Annotated in this window: 15 protein-coding genes; 10 read left to right on the forward strand and 5 right to left on the reverse strand. The window is 56.1% G+C overall.

The features are described from left to right. Positions 1-5: 5 nt before the first annotated feature. From gap to hmeg3_RS06805, 3 genes are all read left to right on the forward strand, one after another. Positions 6-1,019 (forward strand): type I glyceraldehyde-3-phosphate dehydrogenase, encoded by a 1,014-nt coding sequence (gene gap, locus hmeg3_RS06795; RefSeq protein WP_094563067.1) that lies wholly within the window; start codon positions 6-8, stop codon positions 1,017-1,019. A 243-nt stretch (positions 1,020-1,262) separates the two neighbouring features. Then, positions 1,263-1,766, forward strand: a complete 504-nt coding sequence (locus hmeg3_RS06800; RefSeq protein WP_094563068.1) for a hypothetical protein — start codon at positions 1,263-1,265, stop codon at positions 1,764-1,766. Positions 1,767-1,991: 225 nt separating this feature from the next. Then, positions 1,992-2,720: a class I SAM-dependent methyltransferase gene (locus tag hmeg3_RS06805; RefSeq protein ID WP_094566181.1), complete on the forward strand. Its 729-nt coding sequence runs from the start codon at positions 1,992-1,994 to the stop codon at positions 2,718-2,720. Between the two features lie 71 nt (positions 2,721-2,791). Here the strand turns inward: hmeg3_RS06805 and glnE are convergent, their stop codons facing one another. Further along, a complete protein-coding gene (gene glnE, locus hmeg3_RS06810) occupies positions 2,792-5,587 on the reverse strand; it encodes a bifunctional [glutamate--ammonia ligase]-adenylyl-L-tyrosine phosphorylase/[glutamate--ammonia-ligase] adenylyltransferase (RefSeq protein ID WP_094563069.1) in 2,796 nt (931 codons plus the stop codon). Positions 5,588-5,750: 163 nt separating this feature from the next. On the opposite strand from glnE, the gene hmeg3_RS06815 reads away from it, so the two are divergent. The 4 genes from hmeg3_RS06815 to aroG all read left to right on the forward strand — a co-directional run bounded on the left by hmeg3_RS06815 (position 5,751) and on the right by aroG (position 13,736). Then, positions 5,751-9,926, forward strand: a complete 4,176-nt coding sequence (locus hmeg3_RS06815; protein WP_232511909.1) for a YhdP family protein — start codon at positions 5,751-5,753, stop codon at positions 9,924-9,926. Between the two features lie 84 nt (positions 9,927-10,010). Next, complete coding sequence (locus hmeg3_RS06820) at positions 10,011-10,817, forward strand: carbon-nitrogen hydrolase family protein (RefSeq protein ID WP_094563071.1); 807 nt, start codon at positions 10,011-10,013, stop codon at positions 10,815-10,817. A 50-nt stretch (positions 10,818-10,867) separates the two neighbouring features. Further along, positions 10,868-12,328 carry a metalloprotease TldD gene (tldD, locus tag hmeg3_RS06825; RefSeq protein ID WP_094563072.1) on the forward strand — a complete coding sequence of 487 codons (1,461 nt, stop codon included), beginning with the start codon at positions 10,868-10,870 and terminating at the stop codon, positions 12,326-12,328. A gap of 337 nt (positions 12,329-12,665) precedes the next feature. Continuing rightward, the gene (gene aroG, locus hmeg3_RS06830; RefSeq protein WP_094563073.1) at positions 12,666-13,736 is read left to right on the forward strand and encodes a 3-deoxy-7-phosphoheptulonate synthase AroG; all 1,071 of its coding nucleotides are present in this window, start codon (positions 12,666-12,668) and stop codon (positions 13,734-13,736) included. 123 nt (positions 13,737-13,859) lie between these two features. On the opposite strand, the gene hmeg3_RS24655 is transcribed toward aroG, so the two are convergent. Continuing rightward, complete coding sequence (locus tag hmeg3_RS24655) at positions 13,860-14,105, reverse strand: hypothetical protein (RefSeq protein WP_157739221.1); 246 nt, start codon at positions 14,103-14,105, stop codon at positions 13,860-13,862. 150 nt (positions 14,106-14,255) lie between these two features. Here hmeg3_RS24655 and hmeg3_RS06835 point away from each other — a divergent pair, with 150 nt between their 5' ends. After that, a complete protein-coding gene (locus hmeg3_RS06835; protein ID WP_094563074.1) occupies positions 14,256-14,990 on the forward strand; it encodes a response regulator in 735 nt (244 codons plus the stop codon). Further along, positions 14,987-16,081 (forward strand): HAMP domain-containing sensor histidine kinase, encoded by a 1,095-nt coding sequence (locus hmeg3_RS06840; RefSeq protein WP_094563075.1) that lies wholly within the window; start codon positions 14,987-14,989, stop codon positions 16,079-16,081. The genes hmeg3_RS06835 and hmeg3_RS06840 overlap by 4 nt, the downstream gene beginning before the upstream one ends. A 170-nt stretch (positions 16,082-16,251) precedes the next feature. On the opposite strand, the gene fliD is transcribed toward hmeg3_RS06840, so the two are convergent. Next, positions 16,252-18,276 carry a flagellar filament capping protein FliD gene (gene fliD, locus hmeg3_RS06845; protein WP_094563076.1) on the reverse strand — a complete coding sequence of 675 codons (2,025 nt, stop codon included), beginning with the start codon at positions 18,274-18,276 and terminating at the stop codon, positions 16,252-16,254. A 469-nt stretch (positions 18,277-18,745) separates the two neighbouring features. After that, positions 18,746-19,231 (reverse strand): YajQ family cyclic di-GMP-binding protein, encoded by a 486-nt coding sequence (locus hmeg3_RS06850; protein ID WP_050475729.1) that lies wholly within the window; start codon positions 19,229-19,231, stop codon positions 18,746-18,748. 175 nt (positions 19,232-19,406) lie between these two features. Between hmeg3_RS06850 and murB the strand changes: the two genes are divergently transcribed. Beyond that, complete coding sequence (murB, locus tag hmeg3_RS06855) at positions 19,407-20,432, forward strand: UDP-N-acetylmuramate dehydrogenase (protein ID WP_094563077.1); 1,026 nt, start codon at positions 19,407-19,409, stop codon at positions 20,430-20,432. 86 nt (positions 20,433-20,518) lie between these two features. Here the strand turns inward: murB and hmeg3_RS06860 are convergent, their stop codons facing one another. Next, positions 20,519-20,833, reverse strand: a complete 315-nt coding sequence (locus hmeg3_RS06860) for a pyrimidine/purine nucleoside phosphorylase (RefSeq protein WP_094563078.1) — start codon at positions 20,831-20,833, stop codon at positions 20,519-20,521. Positions 20,834-20,844: the final 11 nt, after the last annotated feature.

Consider the following 20,844-nt stretch of genomic DNA (forward strand, 5'->3'; position numbering starts at 1 on the left):
AAAACATGACTATCCGCGTTGCAATCAATGGCTACGGCCGTATCGGCCGCAATATCCTCCGTGCTCATTACGAAGGCGGTAAAAAACACGACATCGAGATCGTGGCCATCAATGATCTGGGCGATCCAAAAACCAATGCTCACCTGACCCAATACGACACGACCCACGGCAAATTCCCTGGCACCGTGACCGTCGACGGTGACTCTATCGTCGTCAACGGCGACCGCATCAAGGTGCTGGCGCAGCGTAACCCGGCAGAACTGCCATGGGGCGAACTGAAGGTTGACGTCGTGCTGGAATGCACCGGCTTCTTCACGACAAAAGAGAAGGCCAGCGCTCACCTGAAGGGCGGCGCCAAGAAAGTCATCATCTCCGCACCGGGCGGCAAGGATGTCGACGCGACTATCGTATTCGGCGTCAACCATGGCGTGCTGAAGGCCAGCGACACCGTGATCTCCAACGCATCGTGCACCACCAACTGCCTGGCGCCGCTGGTTCAGCCGCTGCACGAGAAAATCGGTCTGGTCAACGGCCTGATGACAACCGTCCACGCTTACACCAACGACCAGGTGCTGACTGACGTGTACCACGAAGACCTGCGCCGCGCGCGTTCGGCTACCCAATCGATGATCCCGGCCAAGACCGGCGCTGCTTCCGCAGTCGGCCTGGTGCTGCCGGAACTGAACGGCAAGCTGGACGGCTACGCGATTCGCGTTCCGACCATCAACGTCTCGATCGTCGACCTGTCGTTCATCGCTGCGCGCGATACGACTGTGGACGAAGTCAACGCCATCATGAAGGCCGCTTCCGAAGCCGGTCCGCTGAAGGGTATCCTGACTTACAACACCGAGCCGCTGGTGTCGGTGGACTTCAATGGTAATCCGGCATCGTCGAACTTCGATTCGACCCTGACCAAGGTCTCCGGCCGTCTGGTCAAGGTCTCGTCGTGGTACGACAACGAATGGGGCTTCTCGAACCGTATGCTGGACACGACTGTGGCGCTGGTTTCGGCAAAATAATCGGGGTTTGACAGGCATTTAACTGGGTATTTCACGGGCATTTCTCATTGATCCGGCCTAATTGGGCTTCTTTTCATCGCATGCTTGTCAGGCGTTGTCTAAGAAAATACATTGGGCGGATCAATAGCCGGACTTTGCCAGGGACTTGCCAAGACTTGCCTAGTACCGGAAAGGCTGTTGCAAACTCCGTTTTGCGATAGCCTTTTTTATTGACGATTTAACAATAAATAACCGAGGGATGTAATGTCATCATCGTCACCTTCAACAGCAACTGCGCGTAGTCGCGGCCTTAAACTGATTGCCGTCGTGGGGCTGACCCTCGCGCTGAGCGCGTGCGACTATGTCGCCAGTTTCAGCAAGCCGAAGCAGACACCGGAAGAAGCCAAGGCCGAAGGCATCGCCCTGGGGGCAGGCTGCCGTCAGGCCGGGCAGAGTCTGGAAGACTGCTATCAACGCAATCCGGACAGCTTGAAGGCGGGTATCTTCGCCGGCTGGAAGGATATGCACGAATACATGGCGGCCAAGAATATCCAGACCGTCACACCACCTCCGCCGGTGGCGGCTGACAAGCCGGATGCCGAAGCGGACGCCGCCAAGGACGCGCCGAAAGATGACCGCGCTGCGCGCCGTGAGCGCCGCGAACGCGAGCGAGCCGAAAAAGACAAAGACGCCGCCAAAAGCAAGGACAGCGATAGCGACTCCAAAAGTAGCAGGAAAAACCGCGACGACGGTTCCTCCAAAAAATAAGCAGGCCATCCTTGGTATCGACAAGATGCATTTGACCAGGGATTGATCAGCCGGCTGTTTTGTCATGACGCCCCGCCAGCCGGGGCGTTTTTCATGGCGATGACGGACATTGGGGATGCGCGACGCTGCCCGCAGATCGACATGCTGATCAGAATGATGGCGCATGTTTTGCATTTCCCGGTAAGGCAGTGCATCATGCACGTCTTCACGCACGACAACAAAAACATGAACGCACCTTTGATCGTCAAATCTCCCGAGAGTCATCCGCACGTTCCCGAGACCGCCTTCGGCATGTGGTTTCTGCAAACGCATACCTGGACGGTGCATGTACTGGAGCGTGCGTTCAAGGATCTGGAGCCGTTGATTCCAAATCGCCTGCCGTCTTATCCGGTGGTGGCCGATGTGGGTTGTGGTTGGGGGCGTTCGCTGAAGAAGCTGCATGAGCGCTTTGCGCCGCAACGTCTGATCGGGATGGACATTGATCCTGCCATGTTGGAAGCCGCAGCCAGGGAGGTGACTGCGGAAGGCATCCAGGCCGAATTCATTCAATGCTCAAGCTCGCACATGACGCTGGAAGACAATAGCGTCGATCTGCTGTTTTGCCATCAGACTTTCCATCACCTGATTGAGCAGGAAGAAGCGATTCAGGAATTTTTCCGGGTATTGAAGCCGGGCGGTATTCTGTTGTTTGCCGAGTCGACCAAGCGCTATATCCACTCGTGGATGATCCGCTTGTTGTTTCGTCATCCGATGGAAGTACAAAAGACGGCGGAAGAATATCTGGCTCTGGTGCGCAGCGCCGGTTTTGAGGTTGCACCGAAGTCGATTTCCTACCCTTATCTGTGGTGGAGCCGCGATGATCTGGGTCTGATGGAGCGGGCGCTCGGCATCAAGCCCAAAGCAGATCGCGAAGAAACGCTGATCAATCTGGTGGCCGTCAAACCTGCTCTTTGACGACCGCTTGCAGGGTATGTGTCGCTAGCAGCATCGAACGGCTGGTCTTTGCAGACCAGCCGTTTTCATTTCTATCCGCCGAACACTTCCGTCCAGAGCCGTTTGACGGCATCGCTTTCTTGTTGCACGCGTTCGATAGTGGTGCGGGCGCGTTCTTCACCGCGCAGCCGGATCTGATGCTGCAGTTTGCGGAACAAGCGATAGGCGTTGGCAACCTCATCTGCCAATGCGGCGTCGATCAGACCCAGCGAACCACAGAGCTTCAGCAAGGCGATGTTGCCAATGTCGTCGGTCAGCGCTTCGTACTGTGCCGCATGGCGCAGCACTAAAAACTGCACGATGAATTCAATATCGATCATGCCGCCGTCGTCATGTTTCAGATCGAACAACGGGGTATGGTTGGGGTGCGCCTGATGCAGCTTGAGGCGCATGCCGAGCACTTCCTGCGTCAGCTTTTGCGGATCGCGTTCCTGGCGCAGCAGGTCTTTGCGCAATGCTTCAAAACGATTGCCGATAGTGCTGTCGCCGGCGCAATAGCGTGCACGGGTCAGTGCCTGGTGTTCCCATACCCAGGCCGAAGTGCGCTGGTACTTTTCAAATGTGGCGAAGGATGACACCAGCAAGCCGCTGGCACCGTCCGGACGCAAGGCGATATCGATATCGAACAGCGTACCTGCGGGCGTGTGCGAGGTCATCCAGGTAATGAAGCGCTGCGCCAGCTTGGCGTACAGGCCGGGCGCTTCCTGATCGTCGTCGTCGTAAAGGAATACGACGTCAAGGTCGGAGACATAGCCGAGCTCCTTGCCGCCCAGTTTGCCGTAAGCGATGACGGTGAATTGCGGTGTTTCGCGATGGCGATTGGCGATGGTTTGCCAGACCGCCTGAATGGTGGCCGCGACCAGAATGTCGGCCAGTGCGGACAGATGATCGGCCAGATGCTCGACGCTCAGATCACCTTCAAGATCCTGCGCGAGCAGGCGGAACAACTGCGCATGGTGCACCTCGCGCAGAATGTCCATCTGGCGTTCTGTGTCGCCCGGCGCGATGTCAAGCTGGCGCTGGCAATCTTGTGCAAAAGCGGGCCAGTCAGGAGGCGCTTTCAGGTTGCGGTCATCCAGCAGTTCGTCGAGCAGAATGGGATGCTGCGTCAGGTATTTTGCTGCCCAGTCGCTGGCGGCGATCATGCGGATCAGGCGTGTCAGCGCGTGAGGATATTCCGTCAGCAGTGCCAGGTAAGCAGCGCGGCGGGCAATCGCTTCGAAGAAATCGAGCAGGCGGCGCAAGGTCGGCAAGTTTTTGTCAGGCATGGCGCCGATAATCGGCAGGGCAGCGTTGATCAGCGCGATCAGTCGCGCACGGCTGGCTTCCGGCAGGGATTGCAGGCGCGGCGATTGCAGTGTCGCCAGCACGCGCTGGGTAGCGGTGTCGACCTCGTCGAAGCCCAGTGAGGTCAGCGTGGCAGCGATCGATTCGGCGCTTTCGCCATCGCCGAGATCGCAGGTGTTGTCACCGTTTTTAGTGCCATCGCCGCCGTCGGTATTGCCGTTGTCCTGCTTGTCGTTGAAGATGGTGTCGAACTGCAGGGCGACGATACGACGGTGTTCTTCCAGCGCCGCCAGCAAAGCTGCCACGTCGGCAAAGCCCATCATGTTGGCAATGATCTTCTGGTCGTCTTCGTTCGGTGGCAGGGTATGCGTCTGCGCATCTTCAAGATACTGCAAGCGGTGTTCCAGATTGCGCAGGAAGGTATAGGCCTCCAGCAATTGCGCCACGACCTCCGGCTCCAGCAAGCCTTTGTCGGCCAGCGTGCGCAGCGTGGTGCGGGTTGAACGGTCGCGCAGTTCAGGATCGCGGCCACCGCGGATCAGTTGGAACACCTGGCTGACAAATTCCACTTCACGGATACCGCCGCGGCCCAGTTTGACGTTATTGCTGCGTTCCGGATGCAGCGATTCCTGGCGCGTGACTTCTGCGCGGATTTGGCCGTGCATGGAGCGCAGGGCATCGATTGAACCGAAATCCAGATAACGCCGGTAGATGAAGGGCCGGCTGATGGCTTCCAGGGCAGCGATATCGTCGGGCTTGCCTGTCAGCGCGCGTGCCTTGGTCCAGGCGTAGCGTTCCCATTCCCGGCCCTGGCGAATCAGATATTCTTCCACCATGTTGTGGCTGGCGACCAACGGACCGGAAGCGCCGTTGGGTCGCAGCGCCATGTCGACGCGAAAGGTGAAACCGTCTTCGGTGATTTCAGACAGGGCGGCAATGAGTTTCTTGCCGAGCCGGACAAAGAACTCGTGATTGGAGAGCGAGCGTTGCTCTGGTGCATCGGTACGTGTGTCCCCATCCTCCGGATAGACGAAGATGAGGTCGATGTCGGACGAGACGTTCAGTTCTCCGCCGCCCAGCTTGCCCATGCCGAGCACGATCAGCTCCTGTTCGTTGCCGGTTTCCTCTCCGATGGGCATGCCGTAGAGGGCAGTCATTTCCTGCATCAGGGCGTTGAGATGGGTCTGGACGGCAAAATCGGCGAATTCGCTCATGGTGCGCACCACCTCGGCCAGATCCGCCTTGCCGGTCAGGTCGCGTTCGATCAGCGTACAGACCGTCAGATTGCGCAGACGTCGCATGGGGCCGTTCAAGGCGGCGGCACCCGTAACGGTTGTGCCGGCTTTGGACGCGGAAGCTGCCAGATCAGCTTGCAAAATGCGCTCGAAAGCCGCGCGGTTCAGGGATAATTGGGAGAATTCCGCCAGTTGTCCGGGGCGGGCCGGATTGGCGTTTGCCCAGCGGGTCAGGAACCGGGAGGCTGCACTGCTGTCGAGAAGGGAGATAGTCACAAATTGTCGGGTGATGAGTTGGGTGCGCATTAAGAGTGCACGTTAAAGATAGTAAAGCCCGGGCTTTTTCCTATGAGAACGCCGGTGGCGGCTCTAGGTCAAAAGCTGCTTCCATGCGATGATGCTAATCGTTTTATTCTACATTGAGTTTTTACTCTGACCCTTGATGTCCGAAGACCAAAAAGATGCTCCTTTGACCACTGACCGCCCGGCTGCCGGCTGGCGCATGGTGTGGCGGAGAACATGGAGCACGGCGCGAGGGACTTACTGTCATCTCAGCACGGCTACCCGCTGCGTGATTGGCATCGCATTCAAGCTGCTGGTTCTGGCGTATTTCATCTTTTGCGCGCTGTTTCTGACGCTGCGCTACGGCATTCTGCCGGAGATCGATCGTTACAAGGGCAATATCGAAAAAATCGCCTCCAAGGCGATCGGCCGCCCGGTGACCATCGCCGATATCGATGCCTCGTGGAACGGTCTGCGTCCGCAGCTGGAACTGACGCAAGTGGTGATCCATGACCAGGCCGGGCAGTCGGCCCTGGCGCTGCCCAAAGTATCTGCGACCTTGTCATGGACTACGGTGCTGGTGGGCGAGCTGCGCTTTGACAACCTGACCATCGTCAAGCCCGATCTGTCCATCTTGCGCGATGCCGCAGGCAAGCTCTTCATCGCCGGCATCCCGGCGAGCAGCGACTCGGATAAAAGCGGGGGCGCCGATTGGGTGTTGTCGCAGCGCGAAATCGTGATTCGTGACGGCAAAATACGTTGGCGCGACGACAAGCGTGGCGCCCCTGAGTTGGCGCTCACCGATGTCACTCTGGTGCTGCACAATCAATGGCGTCTGCATCAACTTGCACTGAAGGCAACGCCTCCCGCCGCCTACGCTGCACCGCTCGACGTGCGCGCCAATTTTTATCATCCCAGCTTTTCACGCAAAATCTCCGACGTCTCGCGTTGGAAGGGGACTTTGTACGCCGACGTGCGCGACACCGATCTGGCAGTGTGGAAAGCCTACGTCGACTATCCGCTTGAGCTGAATCAAGGTATGGGCTCCGTACGTGCCTGGCTGGATCTGGATCACACCAAGATTGCCAACTTTACCGCCGATGTCAGTTTGTCGAATCTGTCGGCGCGGCTGGACAAAAAACTCGAACCGCTGCAGTTGGCGCGCGTCAATGGCCGTATTTCCGGCAGCGAGATTTATGCTCCCGATCTGCAGGACGGCATACCCACTTTCGGTGCGAATGGCCACAAGCTGACGCTGACCAATTTTTCGCTGCAAACCATCGATGGTTTTACTTTGCCGCCGACCACGATTTCTGAAGTGTTTGAGCCGGCTACACGCTTCCGTCCCGAAAAGATGCGCGTGGAAGCGAAGCTGCTGGATCTGGAAATGTTGTCGAACCTGGGCGCGCGTTTGCCGCTGACGTCATCGCAGCAAAAACTGCTCGGCGATCTGTCGCCGCGCGGCCAGCTCAAAGATTTCGTCGTGCAATGGGAGGGCGGCTATCCTGATGTGCAGTCCTATCGTCTGCGAGGCGACTTCAATGGTCTCGGCATGCTGCCGCAGGCAGCGCGTCCGGCGGTACCGAAGACGGCAACTCAGCCGGGTCGCACCGGTGCACCGGCTATTCCGGGATTTTCCAATCTGAGCGGACGCATCGATGCCACGGAAAAAGGCGGTACGCTGAATCTGGCATCGCAGAATCTCGTGTTGCAGTTTCCGACCGTGTTTGCCGATCCGGATCTGCCGTTTGCGTCGCTCAATCTCAGTAGCCATTGGGAGATGCAAAAGACCGAGGCCGTGATGTTTCATCTCGATAGCATGGCATTTGTACAGGACGACATGGCCGGTACGCTCAGCGGGACGCATTTGATTCCGCTGCAAGGAAAGTCGTCCGGCGTTATCGATCTGAAAGCAAAACTGTCGACCTTCGACTTGCACAAGCTGGGACGTTTCCTGCCGCTGCATACTGCCAAACCTGCGTCGGATTGGATTTCTGGCGCGTTGATGGAGGGACGCGCCAGTGATGTCGATATTGTGGTCAAGGGTGATATGGCGGATTTCCCGTTTCATCATGCCAAGCCGGGCAACAAGCCGAAGGGTGAGTTCACGGTGTCCGGCAAGTTCGAAAAGCTGAAAATCAACTACGCACCCACACGCCTCGGCAAGGACGGCAAGTCGCCGGAATGGCCGTTGCTGGAGGACGTGAAGGGAACCGTCACCATTGATCGCACACGACTGGCGATTCTGGCTGATTCGGGCAAGACACATGGCGTAGCCGTGTCCGATGTGAAGGCTGTGATTCCCGATTTGCTGAATGCCGAATCGTCGCTGGAGATTGACGGCAATGCGGCCGGCTCAATGCAGGATTTTCTGTATTACGTCAAAGACAGCCCAGTCGCGCGTTGGATCGGCAATTTCACGGAAGACAGCAAGTCGACCGGCAATGGCAGGTTGCAACTGAAATTCCAACTGCCTTTACATCACATGGTGGATGCCAAAGTCGACGGTACCCTGCAATTTCTGAATAACGATGTTGCTCTGCTGGCAGGTTTGCCGACGGTGTATCGAACCAACGGCAAGCTGGAATTCAATGAAAAGGGTTTCAACATCCCCGGCATCAAGGGCGTCTTTTTGAACGAGCCCGTGTCTGTTGCCGGTGGTACGCAAAACGATGGCAATACGCTGGTCAAGGTCGATGGTTCGGTGACAGCCGATGGCTTGCGCAAGGCCTATCCGCAACCTGCGCTGCAACGCCTGCTGGAACGCTTGAATGGCGCCTCGCGCTACAGTGCGACGATTGCGGTGCGGCAGCATCAACCCGAAATTACGATCGAATCAAACTTGCAAGGACTGGCACTGAATCTGCCGATGCCGATGCAGAAATCGGCGAATGAAAGCTGGCCTCTGAAGTTTGAAATCATTGGAATGAATTCCGGTGATCCATTGATCCAGCGTGACGAGCTGCGCATGTCGCTGGGCTCCGTCATGTCGGCGCGTTATCGCAGGCAAAAAGTGCTGGGCAATCAGGCTGAATGGCAAGTGCTGAGCGGCGGCATCGGTATCGGTCAGCCGGCGCCGCAACCGGACACCGGTCTGGCCTTGTCCGCCAATGCCAAGACCATGAATATCGATGAATGGACCGCTTTCCGCTCTGCCATGACCAAAGAGGCGGACGGCAGTAAAGCGGGTGGTAACGAGCAGGCTGCGTCCGACGCTGGAATGAGCGCCTATCTTGAGCCTGATGTGGTGGCATTGCGGGCGACCGAGATGAAGGCCATGGGCAAAAAACTCGACAACGTGGTGATCGGTGCATCGCATCAGAACAAGAGCTGGCAGGTCAACATCGCGTCGGATCAGGCCACTGGTTATGCCTCCTGGAACGAGTCGAACAGCGGCCGTGGCATGGGGCGCGTCATGGCGCGTCTGGCCACGCTGAACATTCAGAAGGGCGCGGGCGGCGATGCCAACGAGGCATTGGAAAGCAATAGCGATGCGGTCAGCCGGATTCCCGCGCTGGATATCATTGCCGAAGATTTTCAATTGTTCGGTAAAAAACTGGGGCGACTGGAGCTCAACGCCAACAATGTCCGCGTGAGCGTGGGTAGTGAATGGCGCATCAACAAGCTGGCACTGATCAATCCCGATGCCGAACTGCGTGCGGCCGGCAACTGGATGTCCTTCGGCAAGAGCAACACGTCCAACCTGACCTACGCGCTGGACATCAACGACGCCGGCAAGCTGCTGGAGCGCTTTGGTTTTGTGGGCGTGGTGCGTGGAGGCAAGGGCAAGCTCGATGGCGATGTCAGCTGGAAAGGCTTGCCATTTTCGCTCGACATTCCAACGTTGAGCGGGCAGGTGCATATGGACGTGCATACCGGCCAGTTCCTCAAGGTTGATCCGGGAGCAGCCAAATTGCTCGGTGTGCTCAATCTGCAAGCGCTGCCGCGCAGGTTGGCGTTGGACTTCCGTGATGTGTTTTCAGAAGGTTTTGCCTTCGACAACATTGTCGGCACAGCTTCCATTGCGCAAGGTATCGCCACCACGGATAACCTGAAAATGACCGGTGTTGCGGCCTCCGTACTGATGAACGGTTCTGCCGACATCGCCAAGGAAACGCAAAACCTGCATCTGGTGGTGATCCCCGAAGTCAATCTCGGCACCGCCTCGCTGGTGGCGCTGGCGATCAATCCGGTGGTCGGCGTGGGGACTTTCCTCGCGCAGCTGTTCCTGCGCAACCCGCTGATGAAGACGCTGACCTTCGAATACAATGTAACCGGATCCTGGGCTGATCCGCAGGTCGTCAAGCAAGAGCGTACGGCCGATGCCGGCACAAATTCGAACGCAAAGCCTGTCGCCAAGTAACAGCGTTCTGCTGTTCTGTGCTTTGAGCAGATCCGGTACCAGCGCGCCAAAAACGATGTCCAGCAGAGGCTGATAGAGGCTGATATGAACGAATCCTACAAAGTCGCGGCGATACAAATGGTGTCGACGCCTGAGGTCGAACAGAACTTCGCCGCCGCAAGCAAACTGGTCGCGCAAGCTGCAGCGCAGGGCGCGAAACTGGTCTTGCTGCCTGAGTACTGGCCCATCATGGGCATGCACGAGAAGGTCAAGCTGGAGCATGCCGAGCAAGATAGCGTGGGCAAGATACAGGATTTCATGGCGACCCTGGCGCGCGAACACAAGATCTGGCTGATCGGCGGCACGCTCCCTTTGGCGTCCGGCGAAGAGGGCAAAGTACTCAATACTTCGCTGGTCTACGATCCTTCCGGCAAGCGTGTCGCCCGTTACGACAAGATCCATCTGTTTAGTTTTGTGCGCGGCGAAGAGGCTTACGATGAAGCGCGCACTATCGTCTACGGCAACGATGTTCAGACTTTTGACGCGCCGTTCGGCAAGGTTGGTTTGTCGGTGTGTTACGACCTGCGTTTTCCCGAGTTGTATCGCGCCATGGGTGATTGCGCACTGATCGTCGTCCCGGCGGCTTTTACCTATACCACCGGGGAGGCGCATTGGGAGCTGCTGTTGCGCGCTCGCGCCATTGAAAACCAATGCTACATCCTTGCCTCCGCGCAAGGCGGCAAACATGTCAACGGCCGCCGCACCTGGGGCCACACCATGCTGATCGACCCCTGGGGCGACATAATCAGCGTCCTGCCGGAGGGCGAAGGCCTTGTTATCGGCGACATCGACCCCCATCGTCTACAATACGTACGTGAAAGCCTGCCTGCGCTCAAGCACCGCAAGCTCTGAAGCGGCCTCAGGTCGCCCAAAACAAGTTGCTGTAATTAAATAAATTATTTATGAAAACATTCGAACCCAATCTCAGCGCGCTCGGTATTGCACGCGATGTCCTGCTCACGCCGTTCGGCCTGGACGAAGCCAAGTTGCTGAAAACACTGGGCACCATGTTTACACACAGGGTCGATTACGCCGACCTCTATTTCCAGTTCACCAAGAGCGAGGGCTGGAGCCTGGAAGAGGGCATCGTCAAGACCGGTAGCTTCTCCATTGACCAGGGCGTCGGTGTACGCGCCGTATCGGGCGACAAGACGGCGTTCTCGTATTCGGACGAAATTTCGGAAGCGATCCTGCTGGACGCTGCTGCGGCAACCCGCACCATCGGCCGTCAGGGCGCAGGGCGCGTCAAGATCGCCGGCAGCATGCAACCCAACGGCGGCCGTTCGCTGTATCTGCCGCATGATCCGCTGACCTCGCTGGACGCAACGGCCAAGGTCAATCTGCTGGAGCGCATCGAACGTATCGCCCGTGCCAAGGACCCGCGCGTCGTGCAAGTGATGGCCAGTCTGGCCGGTGAATACGACGTGGTGCTGGTGGCGCGCAGCGACGGCATCATTGCCGCCGACATTCGTCCACTGGTGCGCGTGTCCATTACCGTCATCGCAGAACAAAACGGTCGCCGCGAAATGGGTAGCAGTGGTGGCGGCGGTCGCTATAGCTATGCCTATTTCAGCGATGAACTGCTGGAAAAATACGCCTCCGAAGCGGTTGCTACCGCTTTGGTCAATCTGGAGGCGCGTCCTGCTCCGGCGGGGCCGATGACCGTCGTGCTCGGACCTGGCTGGCCGGGTATCCTGTTGCATGAAGCCATCGGCCACGGCCTCGAAGGCGACTTCAATCGCAAGGGATCGAGCACCTTCTCCGGTCGCATTGGTGAACGCGTCGCCGCCAAGGGCGTCACCGTCGTGGATGACGGCACCATCGCAGACCGTCGCGGGTCGCTCAATATCGATGACGAAGGCAATCCGACCCAGTGCACCACGTTGATCGAAGACGGCATCCTGAAGGGCTATATTCAAGACACCATGAACGCGCGTCTGATGAAGATGCCGGTCACCGGTAACGCCCGCCGCGAATCGTTTGCACATCTGCCTATGCCGCGCATGACCAATACCTACATGCTGGCCGGCGACAAAGATCCTGCGGAAATCCTCGCCTCGGTGAAGAACGGTTTGTACGCCGTCAATTTCGGTGGCGGCCAGGTTGATATCACCAACGGCAAGTTCGTCTTTTCCGCGAGCGAAGCCTACATGATCGAGAACGGCAAGATTTCCTATCCCGTCAAGGGGGCCACGCTGATCGGCAACGGTCCTGACGTGCTGAACCGCGTTTCACTGATCGGCAACGACATGAAATTGGATTCCGGCGTTGGCGTATGCGGTAAAGAAGGCCAGAGCGTACCGGTCGGCGTCGGCCAACCGACACTGCGTCTGGACGGGGTTACCGTGGGCGGTACGGCATAAATTGTGCGTTAAGAGCATTGAGTGACGGTTTAAATGCAAAAAAACGTCATTCAATGCGGTTTTTGTGAAAAATTAATGACTGGTGTTGCCAAAGCCGGGAAATTGTTGCATTATCGTTTTTCGTTGGAATCAACTACAACTTGTACAGATCGAACATGTCTTTCGCCCGCGCTTACTTTTTTTACTTTTACTTTAGCTATTCCAGCCCCACGGCGGTGAAAAGCGGTAAGCGTTCGTAAGTAGAGACCAAACCGAATTTCTAAAAAACCGCCAGTGATGGCGGTTTTTTTTTACCCATTCGAATTCACCCAATTCAGATTGTAATCAGGAGAAAAAAATGCCGCGCACCGACGATCTACGCATCAGAGAAATGAAAGAACTGACACCCCCATCGCACCTGATCCGCGAATTTGGCGGCAGCGAAAAAGTCGAGAGCACGACGGCAGAGTGCCGCACCGCGTTGCATCGCATCTTGCACGGCCAGGACGATCGCGTCATGGTCGTGATCGGCCCATGCTCGATCCACGACACCAAGGCAGCGATGGAATACGCCCGCCGCCTGGTAGTCGAGCGCGAACGATTCAAGGGTGAGCTCGAAATCGTCATGCGCGTCTACTTCGAAAAGCCACGTACGACAGTGGGTTGGAAGGGCCTGATCAACGATCCCTACATGGACAACAGCTTCCGCATCAACGACGGCCTGCGTACTGCGCGTGAATTGCTGCTCAATATCAATGAACTGGGCCTGCCTGCCGGCACCGAATTCCTTGACGTGATCAGCCCACAGTACATCGCCGACCTGATCAGCTGGGGCGCGATCGGTGCACGCACTACTGAATCGCAAGTCCACCGCGAACTGGCCTCCGGCCTGTCGTGCCCGGTCGGCTTCAAGAACGGTACCGACGGCAATATCAAGATCGCCGTCGATGCAATCAAGGCAGCGTCGCAGCCTCACCATTTTCTGTCGGTTACCAAGGGCGGTCACTCGGCCATCGTCTCGACCGCCGGCAACGAAGACTGCCATATCATCCTGCGCGGCGGTAAGACGCCGAACTACGATGCAGCAAGCGTCGAAGCGGCTTGCCAGGACATCGCCAAGAGCGGTCTGGCGGCGCGCCTGATGATCGACGCCTCTCACGCCAACAGCTCGAAGAAGCCGGAAAACCAAATCCCGGTTTGTGCCGATATCGCAGGTCAGATTGCTGGCGGCGACACGCGCATCGTCGGTGTGATGGTCGAGTCGAATCTGATCGCCGGACGTCAGGATCTGGTGCCGGGCAAAGAACTGACTTATGGTCAATCGGTGACCGATGGCTGCATTAACTGGGAAGAAAGCCTGGGCGTGCTGCAAGGTCTGGCAGAAGCGGTCAAGCAACGTCGTTTGGTTGGTGATCGCGACGCTGCTTGAGTTTGTTTTGCCGCAGATGGTTGATCTGAACCGACCGTCTGAGCGAAGATGGCCACCAATGTAATACGTACTCGCAGGGCTGAGTTCCAAATCGGAATTCAGCCCTTTTTTATTGCTGTTCGATCAAGTAACTGATTTGCAAAATAGTTGCAGGGAAATGTATCCCATCTTTTTGTTTTTTGAATTGATAAGGATTGCTGGTAAAGGTTTTAAAAAATTGAATTTCTCTTTCACTTTATATTGCCTACATATCGACTTATGTCGATAACCATCTTCTATTTTGGCAGGCGGCGCATCGTCTGCATCCGAGCTGAAATCAAGGTGATACGCTTGCCAAGTCTTTCCAAGAGATATGGTGCGAGTCTGCATGAATCCATATCGACTATATGGCGATGACCGCGCCCAGCATTGAGAATATTGATCATCTGCGCCGTCAGCGCGTTGCACCGATCATTGCTGCCACCAGCCGGATTACGACGCGAATGTCTTTCAAAGCGCTAAGTATTTTTGATCATCGCTATGGATACTCTCATTTCATCAAGAGCCACCAGCACCCCGCAGGCCCTTGTCCTTATTGTCGACGATGAGCCTGGAATTGTGGATGTGCTCAATGCGTATCTGCTGCACAGCGGTCTGCGCACGGCCTGTGCGGTCGATGGCCGGCAAGCGCTGGATTATCATTTGTCGCTGAAACCGGATCTGGTTCTGCTTGACGTCAATATGCCGCATATCGACGGTTGGAAAGTACTCGCTGAGATTCGCAATAGGGGCGACACACCAGTCATCATGTTGACCGCATTTGATCAGGATGTGGACAAGTTGACGGGGCTGCGCATCGGCGCCGACGACTACATCGTCAAGCCATTCAATCCTGCGGAAGTCATCGCCCGAACGGAGGCGGTTTTGCGTCGCTCCTATTCGCGTGCCGTAGCAAAAGACTCTCAGATCTTGCGTGCCGCACCATTTGAAATCGATCTTGATAACCATGAAGTGACAGTTTTTGTCGAAGGCAGGCAGCACACGCTGATCGTCACTCTGACCGAGTTCAATCTGCTCGTGCATCTGGCCCGTTCGCCCAAGCGTGTATCAAGCCGTGCTGAGCTCTTGTCAGTCTGCTTGCCCGAGGGAGATAGTCTGGAGCGCACTGTGGACAGTCATATCAGCAAGTTGCGAAGAAAATTGGAGATGATCGGAATAACGGATATTCCGGTAGGCGTACGTGGTGTTGGCTACAAGCTATGGAGCAAAGAATGACGAAGACAGGTTTGGGCCGCCGGATCATCTTATCGATGATCGCAACAGCATTCTTTGCAATATTGGTCGTGACGACGGTTTTGTATTTCCACCATTATTATCTGGCGCAGCATCTCTATGGATCAGGGCAACCGGATTTGCCGCTTGCGGGACTGCATTGGTCATGGCTCATCGCGACGGTCTTGGGTCTGGCCGTAGCTGCTGTCACGGCGATCAGACTGGCGCACCATATTTTGACGCCTTTGAATTCGGTGATTGATTGCATGCGCCGCCTGTCGCGAGGAGACTCAGCCGCACGGGCACGGGCAGCGGACAGTGGAAGTGATCGCGGTCACAGCGGTCACTCCAACAGTCACACCGACCAACTGGTGGACGAGTTCAATGCCTTGGCTGAGCGCTTGCAAGGACGTGACGAGCACCGCATTTTTTGGAATGCCGCCGTTACGCACGAGTTGCGTACACCGTTGACGATCTTGCAGGCACGCTTGCAAGGTCTGGCTGACGGGATACTTGAATCGGACAAGTCGCAGTATCTCAGTTTGCTAGATCAGACTGAGAATCTGGCACGCCTGATCGACGATCTGCGCGTAGTCGCGTTAGCCGAATGTGGCCATCTTGTGCTGCATCTTCGTGATATCGATCTGGCGTCCGAGGTTGCCTCGGTGGTGGAATTGTTCAGAGACATTCTGCGAGAGACAGGTCAGGAGCTCGTTATGGATTTGGAGTCAGGCATTGTATCTTGCGATCCGATGCGTGTCCGCCAGGCACTTTATGCTTTGCTGGATAACGTACGGCGTCATGCCATGCAAGGGCAGATAAGAATTCAAGTGAAGGTGGCGGGCGAGCGGGTTTGTCTTCGCGTTGAGGACGACGGTCCGGGTATTTCTCGCCAATCTATGTTGCAGGTATTCAACGCTTTTTATCGCACTGACGAGGCGCGAGCAGGACTGGCTGGTGGAAGTGGTCTGGGACTGGCCGTTGTTGCGGAGATTGCCAGGGCGCATGGCGGAGTCGCTGCATGTCTGCCGGCTCCTGGTGGGGGAACGAGGTTTGAGATGCGCTGGCCTGTTCGCAGCCGTACATCGACTTGAAAGTTGCCGGTGGGAGGCATGTCCGTGGATCGAGTCGGGTACGTTGAGTACCGCGCCCCTGCTTCGATACAAAGGCCCGGTTATTTTTATGTAGTCAGATTGAGGGCAGATAGTGGAAAGATTATTCCGTCGAGAAGATCCGGTAATCTCGACGGAATAATCGTTTTATTTTATTTCGTCGATAGTCTCGCCAATTGATCCGACAGGTAGTCCCTTGTCTGTCCCATGCTTGCCAGGGTCTTGTTAAGTCGATTGAATCGATTGGTGTAAGAATCCTGCAACACGAGCAGATTTGCATTTACGGCGGTTTGCTTTCTGCTGTTGAGCGTCTGGCTTCCCTCGAGTCCCTTCGACTTCGTGGCGATGATGCCCTTGTCCGCAAGGATATCTTCTGTCAGTTTTTGCAGTTGAGTCACGCCGCCATTTTTTGATGAGAACAATTTGCTCACACCTTCAAAATCATTGGTGATCGCAGCCGAGAACTTGGTCGCATCCAATGCCAGACCACCATCTTTTTGAAAAGTAATTCCAATTTGCGCCAGCGAGGTTTGACCTCCTCCCTCAACGGAGGCTGTCAAGGCAGTGCGCAGTTGGCTCATCAACGTTTTTACGCTCGATTCACTTGCCAATGGGGCTGACTGGCTTGCCTCGCCAAGTTTTTTTGAGATGACCTGTTTGGTCATGTCTTTCACTGATTTAAGCAAGCTGTTGTAGGCGGTGACTAGCGTGTTGGCTGCGCTGGTCATGCCGGAGGTGTCGTTGGAGATATTCAGTGTGAATTTGTCTGTGGACGTGGTGACCTTGCTCAGATTCAGTTGCACTCCCGAAATGGCGTTCTTCACTTTATTGCTGGGAGAGGCGACGACGACACCTTCAATACTGATCTTGGCATCCTGTGCTTTCACTAACTGCCCCATTGAACTTCCCTTCAGATCGGCGTAACTCTGCGTTCCCGAGAGCGAAACTGGCGACGTTCCGGTTGGTGTCAATACAAGACGGTTTTGCGCGCCGTCATTGAGTATGGACGCCGTGACGCCATTATTGGCAGTGTTGATCGCTCTCATGACGTCACTTAGGTCAATCGTGCCATTGCCGTCCGTATCGGCGGGCGTGATATCGACGCTATTCTCGCCGCTGGTCAGACGCAAGTTGCCTGAATCATAGGTCTGGCCGGGCGGTACGGCCGGCAAAGTAATCGTGCCGCCAGGGGTGAAAGAGAGTGCGGAAAACGAGCCGGTACCAGTAATGCGCAAGGTGTTTGTTGCGCCGCTGTCTTTGGCTGAAACAACCAGATGATCGCCGGCGCTACTGCTGACGATAGTGGCGAGAACGCCGGCGTCACTGGCATTAATGGCGTCACGTACACCCGCCAGGGAATTCGTGGCCGGCTTGATGATGGCGGTCGAACCGTTGCCGGTCTTGATCGCGAGGATACCATTGTCGAACGTCGTGCCCGGCGCCATACGTGCCGAAGTGATTTTCTGTGCCTGCGCCAGTTGCAACACGTCGACGGTATAGGTTCCGGATGCCGCTTTGGTGGAGTCGCGCGCAGCCTGAATTTCCGTCATGGTTGTCGGCACGGCGCGGGATTGGTCATAGGCCAGTGAGGACAGGCTGTTGTTCGCAGCGATCTTGACGGTATTGCCGGTGCCGCCGGTCTGCGATTCGAGCACCAGATGGTCGCCGTCATCAGCGGTGGTAATGGAGGCGGTTACTCCCGCGGAGGATCGGTTGATCGCGTCGCGCACACCGGCAAGCGTTGCGTCGGCTGTAAGAGTGACAAAAGTCGGGGAGCCGCTGCCTATCTTGATTGCGACAGAATCACCCGCACTGAAGATTTGATTGCGGCTGAATGCCGCAGATTTCAGTTTTTGCGCCAGTGATTTGGTGGAGTCGTCACTGTTGATGTCGGTAGTAAATGGTTCTGTAGTGGCATTGGTCGCGCTGCTTGCATTTGTGAGCGCGGCCTTTTGTGAACTAAAGCTGGCGGGCGTCAGGCCTTTGATGGCGGTTTGATAGGTCGCCAGTACACCTTTTAGGTTGCCATAGCCAGAAATCAGCGTGCTGATACTTTTACCTCTGTTCACCAGCGCAGGTAACGTTTTCTTCGTTTCGACTTCCATGAGCTTGCTGACGATAGTTGCGACGTCAAGAGGGCCAGCTTTTGTTGAGATCGATCCAGTGGAATCTGCCATGGTTTACTCCAAAAAGTGCGTGGCTGAGAGCGCCGGAGCAGGCGACGACTCACCCCCAGGTTAAATGGCTGGCCTTTGATGATCGAGGTGATAAAAATGATCAAGGTTCGCCTGGAAACCCTCTGCGGAATTTTTTGCACCCGGTATCACAAGGGCGCGTTACGCAATGTTTCTGCGATCGCAGAGTTCAGAAGCTGCTCGATTCTTGATGGCGTTTCGTCGATATAAAGTAGATAAACGCCTCAAAGACGGAATGATTCTGAATTGCAATATTTGCGATTAAATTGACGTTGTATGGAGATTTGATGAAGGGGAGAAGAATCGAAAATATTTGGTGCGGGTCTCCACTATCACGCAGAGCCCGGAAGTTACGGGCATGCGGACGTAGGGCAGCAAAGGTTGGCTGTTTCGTTCGCCCATAAAAAAACGCCGACTTGTTTGCCGGCGTTTTGATTGGTTCTGAATGAGCTTAGTCGCGGAAGTTGTTGAATTCCAGCGGCAGATCTTTGATCTCCTTGCGCAGCATCGCCATGGCGGCTTGCAGGTCGTCGCGCTTGGCGCCGGTCACGCGCACGGCGTCGCCCTGAATGCTGGCTTGCACTTTCATCTTGCTGTCTTTGATGACACGTACGATTTTTTTAGCGTCTTCAGTCTCGATACCATTCTTGACCTTGATGACTTGCTTGACCTTGTCGCCGCCGATTTTTTCGATCTTGCCATGATCGAGGAAACGCACGTCGACATTGCGCTTTGTCATCTTGTTGGTCAGCACGTCGCAGACCTGGCCCAGCTGGAATTCGGAATCGGCGTAAGCGGTCAGATCGCGTTCCTTTTGTTCGACGCGGGCGTCGCTGCCCTTGAAGTCGAAACGGGTGGTGATTTCCTTGTTGGCCTGGTCGACGGCATTCTTGACTTCAACCAGATTGGCTTCGGAGACGGTATCAAACGATGGCATGGTGATTTCCTTTATGTTCTGTGGCGTCTTACTGGCGCGAACCTTAGCTGATGCAAGGCGCCGGCACCTGAAAGACGTGATTTTAACGGACAACCGGGATTGCGGCTATGTTTGCGCGCTGTTGTGAAGCAAGTGGGCAGGGTGAGCAGAGGTGCTGCGCTATAATCCTGCGCTTATGTTTCCCATACCTGTTCAGCGGGATTTTTCCCTGCGCCATCTCAATACTTTCGGCATCGACGCCAAGGCCGCCGTGTATCTGCCGGTCGACGGCATCGACATGCTGCTTGCCGTCGCAAACGACAAGGAACTGTCGGTCCTGCCGCGCCTGATTCTTGGGGGCGGCAGCAATCTGCTGCTGACACAGGATTTTCCCGGTCTGGTGTTGCACATGCGCGGCGCCGGTATGCATATCGTTGACGAAGATGAAACATGTGTCTACGTGAAGGCATCGGCGGGCGAGAACTGGCATCGTTTCGTACAGTGGACGCTCGATCTCGGCCTGGGCGGGCTGGAAAATCTGTCACTGATTCCCGGTAGCGTCGGTGCTGCGCCAATTCAGAATATTGGCGCTTATGGCGTCGAGGTTAAGGATCGTTTTCACTGCCTGACTGCATTCGATTTTATCGACGGCAAGACCATCACGCTGGACAATGCCGCATGCCGGTTTGGTTATCGCGACAGTGTGTTTAAACAAGCGCTGCGCGATCGCGCCGTGGTGCTTGACGTAACGTTTGCTCTGCCCAAACAATGGCAGGCGAATATGAACTACGCCGACGTCATGCAGGAATTGTCACTGCGACAAATCACCGCGCCATCGCCACGCGACATTGCGGATGCGGTCATCGCGATCCGCACGCGCAAGCTGCCCGACCCGGCGCAGATCGGCAATGCCGGCAGCTTTTTCAAGAACCCCATCGTGCAGGCGCAACTGCGCGATGCATTGCTGGTACAGCATCCTCAACTGGTGAGCTATCTGCAACCAGATGGCGACTACAAGCTTGCAGCAGGCTGGTTGATCGACCAATGCGGCTGGAAGGGCAGGTCGCTGGGCGCGGCCGGTGTGTATGAAAAGCAGGCCTTGGTGCTGGTCAATCGCGGTGGCGCCAGCGGCCAGGAAATCGCAGCGTTGGCACAGGCGATTCAGGCCGACGTACAGGGCAGATTCGGCGTGAAACTGGAGCCGGAGCCAGTATTCATTTGATTCGCGCAGAGGACAAAAATTGACGCACAATAAAAAACGCGGCCAGGAAAACTTGGCCGCGTTTTTTATTTGCAAAGCGATTTTGATCAGCCGAAGTGGCAGACGTAGTCCACGGTCTCGGTCACTTCGATGTCGAAGCTGGAGTTGCCAGGAACATTGAAGCTGGTGCCTGCAGTGTAAGTCTTCCAGGCTTCTTCGCCCTTCAGGCGGACGTTGCAGCTGCCACCGTTGATTTCCATGATTTCCGGCGCGCCTGTGTTGAATGTCAGCGACGACGGCAGGATCACGCCCAGCGTCTTCTTGGTGCCATCAGCAAAAATCACGGTGTGCGAAACGCACTTGCCGTCGAAATATACATTGCCCTTTTTCAGGACGGTAACGTTATCGAATTGAGTCGTCATGTTGTCTTGTA

This window comes from Herbaspirillum sp. meg3, from assembly GCF_002257565.1.
In the GTDB taxonomy this organism is placed as follows: Bacteria; Pseudomonadota; Gammaproteobacteria; order Burkholderiales; family Burkholderiaceae_D; genus Herbaspirillum.